6 protein-coding genes and 2 pseudogenes are annotated in these 4,476 nt (G+C 71.0%); 7 read left to right on the top strand and 1 reads right to left on the bottom strand.

Annotation, left to right across the window (positions count from 1 at the left end):
- The 4 genes and pseudogenes from B351_RS17745 to B351_RS0104430 form a co-directional block, all read left to right on the top strand.
- Window positions 1-340, top strand: a pseudogene (locus tag B351_RS17745) (hypothetical protein); the annotation flags it as partial.
- A gap of 57 nt (window positions 341-397) precedes the next feature.
- Entirely contained in the window at window positions 398-1,387 is a 990-nt protein-coding gene (locus tag B351_RS0104440; protein ID WP_050992136.1) for an esterase family protein, read from the top strand.
- Window positions 1,388-1,638: 251 nt separating this feature from the next.
- Complete coding sequence (locus B351_RS0104435; RefSeq protein ID WP_050992135.1) at window positions 1,639-2,367, top strand: hypothetical protein; 729 nt, start codon at window positions 1,639-1,641, stop codon at window positions 2,365-2,367.
- A gap of 106 nt (window positions 2,368-2,473) precedes the next feature.
- Window positions 2,474-2,749 (top strand): hypothetical protein, encoded by a 276-nt coding sequence (locus tag B351_RS0104430; protein ID WP_019397844.1) that lies wholly within the window; start codon window positions 2,474-2,476, stop codon window positions 2,747-2,749.
- 11 nt (window positions 2,750-2,760) lie between these two features.
- On the opposite strand, the gene B351_RS0104425 is transcribed toward B351_RS0104430, so the two are convergent.
- On the bottom strand, window positions 2,761-2,952 hold the full coding sequence (locus B351_RS0104425; RefSeq protein WP_026010357.1) for a hypothetical protein: 192 nt from the start codon (window positions 2,950-2,952) through the stop codon (window positions 2,761-2,763).
- Between the two features lie 118 nt (window positions 2,953-3,070).
- Here B351_RS0104425 and B351_RS0104420 point away from each other — a divergent pair, with 118 nt between their 5' ends.
- From B351_RS0104420 to B351_RS18240, 3 genes and pseudogenes are all read left to right on the top strand, one after another.
- Window positions 3,071-3,526, top strand: a complete 456-nt coding sequence (locus B351_RS0104420; RefSeq protein ID WP_019397842.1) for a hypothetical protein — start codon at window positions 3,071-3,073, stop codon at window positions 3,524-3,526.
- A 113-nt stretch (window positions 3,527-3,639) separates the two neighbouring features.
- Window positions 3,640-4,119: a YbjN domain-containing protein gene (locus tag B351_RS0104415; RefSeq protein WP_019397841.1), complete on the top strand. Its 480-nt coding sequence runs from the start codon at window positions 3,640-3,642 to the stop codon at window positions 4,117-4,119.
- A gap of 244 nt (window positions 4,120-4,363) precedes the next feature.
- Window positions 4,364-4,476 (top strand): annotated as a pseudogene (locus B351_RS18240) (alpha/beta hydrolase); the annotation flags it as partial.

The raw sequence follows: 4,476 nt of genomic DNA, 5'->3' as shown, positions 1-4,476 counted from the left end.
CGACGGCAATCCCGAACCGCTGGGCGAAGCCCGCATCGAGGTCGCGGCCACCCTGGAGCAGGCGGCCTTCCATGCACCCTCTTCCGTGCCCTACGTGCTGGGCCGGCCCAACTACGATGCTTCCATCCCGCCGGAGCAGTTCATCGGCCGGCTGGTGTGGCTGATCCACGTCGATCCGGATGGCAAGGTCACCAATGTCGAGATCGAGGTGGCCGAAGGCGTGGGCGAACGCATGAAGGACCGCGCCATCGCCGCCGGCTACCTGTCCCTGTTCCCGCCCGATCCCGCGCGTTCCGCCGGCTTCACCTACCGGCGCGAACTGGAGTTCAGGCCGGACTGACCGGCGGCTAGCACCACGGCGCGCTACCCTTGCGCGGCCCATGCGGAGGGATACGCCATGCGTCGATGCCGTCCTGCGTTGCTTGCCTGCCTGCTGGCGTTGCCGGCCTTTGCCGCGCCACCGGCCGCGGCGGAACAGGCGCCGCGGCGCTACGAGCTGACCGCCGATTCGCTGCGCCACGCCGAGGTGCCGCAGGGCCGGCTGGAAGGGCCGTTCGAGTTCCACAGCCGCATCATCCCCGGCACCGTGCGCCGCTACTGGGTGCACGTGCCGGCAGGCTACGACGGCAGCGAACCGGCCAACCTGCTGGTGTTCCACGACGGCCACCGCGCGATCAATCCCGGCGGTTCGCTGCGGGTGCCGGACGTGCTCGACAACCTGGTCCACCGCGGCGACATCCCGCCGACCATTGGCGTGTTCGTCACCCCGGGCCATCGCGCGCGGCACTGGCCGGAGGCGATCGGCTACGCGAACCCCGACAACCGCGCGCAGGAATACGACGCGCTGGACGATGCCTACGCGCGCATGCTGGTGGACGAGCTGCTGCCGCAGGTCCAGCGCCGCTACCGCATCAGCGAAGATCCGGCGCGGCGCGCGATCGGCGGCACCAGCAGCGGGGCCATCGCCGCGTTCACCGTGGCCTGGCACCGGCCGCAGGCGTTTGCCAACGTCATCAGTTTCATCGGCAGCTATGTCTCGATTGGCTACCGCCCCGCGGCCGCAGGCCAGCCGCTGGTGCCCGGCGGCGACCTGTACCCCACCCTGGTCCGCAAGAGTCCGGTGCGTCCGCTGCGCATCTTCCTGCAGGACGGACGCAACGACCTGGACAACGAGCACGGCAACTGGTTCCTCGCCAACCAGCAGATGCTGGCCGCATTGCACTGGGCCAATGCCGAGGCCGGCCGCAATGGCGATGCGGGGCCGCGCTATACGGTGGCGCACGTGTGGGGCGAGGGCGGGCACTCGGACGACCACGGCGGGCGCCTGCTGCCGGACGTGCTGCGCTGGCTGTGGAAGCCCGGGGCGCCTGCGCCGGTCGACAGGTAGGCGCAGCCGCTGGTGCAGACCGCTGCGTATGGTCGTGCGCGGCGGACAATGATCGCAACGAAAGGCGTGCACGCGCGCAATCGCGGCGTAAAGTGTGCGCGCCGGGGCGCTCCCCGGCAGTCCCGGCGTGATCGCGCTGCGGTACTTGACGCGACACGCAGGGCGAGCGGCCAGGCGTGGTCCGGAGAGGGGGATGTGGACACGGAATGGCCACCCGGCGCCGCACGGCGCCATCCACTGAGGAGGGAACCATGAAGCGTCAAGCAGTTCTTGCAGGTGCAGTGATATCCCTGTTGCCGCTGCTCGCGTTCGCGCAGGCCAACCCGTTGAAGGACCTGCTCGTGGTGCGCGGCACCGCGTCGGTCGCCTACGAACGGGCGGTGGGCAAGCGCACCGAGTTCAACGAGCTTTCCGAGCATGGCGCGCAGTCGGGCGTCGCGGTGGAGCTGGTGGACGACGGCGGCTCCGGCCATGGCGAGAAGATCCTCGCCGGCTACCTGGAAGGGCTGCGCAAGGTGCTGCCCAAGTCCGACCTGCGCAGTGCGTGGCCGGCGGGCGAAACGCCGCGCTACCAGGCGCGGATCGGCATCAAGACCGAGGAGGGCCGGCCCGGCGAGGACAGCAAGCTGATCATGGGCGCGATGGGTGCCACCTGCCAGGAGCAGGAGGGCATGCTCAAGTGCGAGGAGGTCGACCACGCGCCCAATGCCATGGGCCGCGCCGGCGGCACCTGGATCAATCCCAAGGTCACGACGATGATCCGCCTGTACCGGTTCAACCCGGACGAGCCCTCGGCCGCGCCGGTGGTGGTGTCGGAGGACGTGTACTCGGTGTCCTACGTGGAAAGCGAGTGCTCCGACCCCGGCTCGGCCGCGGCCACGGTCGCACGCATGATTGGCGAGCGGGCCACGACCGGACGCCCGTTCAACATCGATTTCCCGACCAGCAGCCGCGCGCTGAACTGCAACCCGCGCAAGTGAGCGTGGCCGGCCCGTCCCGCATCGCGGGGCGGGCCGGAGGCCGGGGCATGCGCCTCCGTGGCCGCGGTTCACGTCCTCCCCGGCGCCGTGTTGCGAAGCTGCGGGCATGGACGCGCCAATCCTCTACCTCGTGTTCCTGGAGCCGGATCCCGGTGCCGAAGCGCTCGGGTCCGCGCTGCAGCCGCTGGCCTGCGGCCTGTACCTGGCCGCGAGCACGCGCACCCGCTCGCAGCTCTACCACGCGCTGAAACGCCGCGCGCAACCGCGGCGCCTGCTGGTGGCACCACTGGCCGATGCCCCGAAGTTCAAGGGCATGGCGCCGGGCGCGCTGGCCTGGTTGCGCACCGCAGCCGGCAGGGCCATGCCGCGCGGCGCCGCGTAGCCGCGGGCGGCTCAGCCGCGCAGCGAAGCCTGCAGCGCCGAGGCCAGCGCGGCGTCGCCGCTGACCAGGTCGGTCCAGGCCAGTTCCAGGCCCTTGCGCTTGCCCTTGGGCACCAGCTTCAGGCCCTCGGGGGTGATGGTGAGGGTGTAGGCCTCGCCGCCGATGTCCAGTTCGCGGCGGATCGGTTTGTCCAGCGGCGTCATGCGTGGCTCCTCCTGCGGCACGGGCGCCGGCGTCCGGCGCAGCGGCCAGCATGCCTGTCCCGCGGTCGGGTTTTCGTGGAAAACTCGGGGGCCACGCCCCGGGCATGGAGCCGTGCGCATGGATGCCGAACGCAATCCCTACCTGGCCCCCGCCAGCGGGCCACCGGCGCCGCAGGCCGCGGTGGCAGCGCGGTTGCGCCAGGCGGTGGGCTGCTACGTGGCCGCCTACGTGCTGGAGCTGCCGACATGGGTCGCGCTGGCGCTGGAGGCGCCCGCGGACAGGCGGCTGGCGTACGCCATCTCCACCGCCTGCCTGCTGCTGGGCATGGGCCTGTTCGTGGCCTGGATCGCGCGGCTGCTGCTGCAGGGCAGCTGGCGCGCGCGCCGCTGGGTGCTGGCCTGGACGGTGGTGGAGGCCGGCCTGCTGGCGTACACCCTGTGGCCGCCGCTGGCGCCGGACGCGGAGCTGGCCCTGGAACTGGCCCGGGTCCTGGTGCGCATCGCCGCCGGCGTGCTGCTGGTGCTGCCGGGCATGGGCGGGCGTTTCCGGCTGCCGGCCGATCCGCGCAGCTGACAATCCCCCCGTGCGCCGGGGTATCCTCCGCGCCGGGGACGCGGCGCAATGCCGGCGGTCCCCTCGCATCGTCCACGGTGGCAGGGAGCCACCACATCACAGGGGGGGTAAGCATGTTGGACAAGGCCAAGACGCGCCTGCTGGGCGCGGTGCTGGTACTGGCTTCTCCGCTGCTGGCGGCCGAGGCTTCGGCCGAGCGCATCAGCGGCAGGGAGGCGTTGGCGGTGATGCGCGCGATGGACCTGTCGCCGGAACTGGGCACCGATTCGCATGGCGATCCGCAGATCGAGTTCATGATCGAGGGCCTGCATGCGCGGCTGAACTTCTACGACTGCAAGAAGCAGGACGGCCGCTGCGGCTCGCTGCAGCTGGAGACCGCGCTGGACCTGGAGGACGGCACCTCGCTGCGGGCCGCCAACGAGTTCAACCAGAAGTACCGCTACGTGCGCCTGTACCTGGACCACGAGATGGACCCGTACCTGCAGTTCGACTTCGAGGTCCTGCACACCGACGCCAAGAGCCACCTGGAAAGCCAGATCGAGCTGTACGGGAAGCTCCTGCGCGATTTCAAGGACGCGATGGGCTACTACTGAGCCGGCGCCCCGCCGCGTGCCGCGCGCCTTGCGGTGGGCGGCGGCGCGGGGCGGGGCCACCGCCGCGCCGGCAACCGGCGTGGCCGTGTTTCTCCGCCGGACCATGCTCCCGCCTGCGCAAGGCCACGGACGCCCGGTGAAGTTTCCCGGACGTGCTGTCACGTATGCATAAGCTCCCCTCGGCAAAGTAGCTCCACCGGCAGCGCACCCGCGCCGGGATTCCCCCCATCCCTGGAGCACTGTCATGGACAACCGCACTTCCGCCGTTTCCCGCACCGCCAACTACGTCACCACCCGCGATGGCGTGCAGCTGTACTACAAGGACTGGGGCCCGAAGGACGGCCCGGTCGTCACCTT

Origin of the sequence: Pseudoxanthomonas sp. GW2 (assembly GCF_000283075.1) — a bacterium.
Taxonomy (GTDB): domain Bacteria; phylum Pseudomonadota; class Gammaproteobacteria; order Xanthomonadales; family Xanthomonadaceae; genus Pseudoxanthomonas.
This window is presented reverse-complemented; position numbering and strand designations above follow the sequence as displayed.

Coding starts and splice junctions, on each gene's coding strand:
- B351_RS0104440 (WP_050992136.1), top strand. CDS start 398: ATGCGTCGATGCCGTCCTGCGTTGCTTGCCTGCCTGCTGGCGTTGCCG.
- B351_RS0104435 (WP_050992135.1), top strand. CDS start 1,639: ATGAAGCGTCAAGCAGTTCTTGCAGGTGCAGTGATATCCCTGTTGCCG.
- B351_RS0104430 (WP_019397844.1), top strand. CDS start 2,474: ATGGACGCGCCAATCCTCTACCTCGTGTTCCTGGAGCCGGATCCCGGT.
- B351_RS0104425 (WP_026010357.1), bottom strand. CDS start 2,952: ATGACGCCGCTGGACAAACCGATCCGCCGCGAACTGGACATCGGCGGC.
- B351_RS0104420 (WP_019397842.1), top strand. CDS start 3,071: ATGGATGCCGAACGCAATCCCTACCTGGCCCCCGCCAGCGGGCCACCG.
- B351_RS0104415 (WP_019397841.1), top strand. CDS start 3,640: ATGTTGGACAAGGCCAAGACGCGCCTGCTGGGCGCGGTGCTGGTACTG.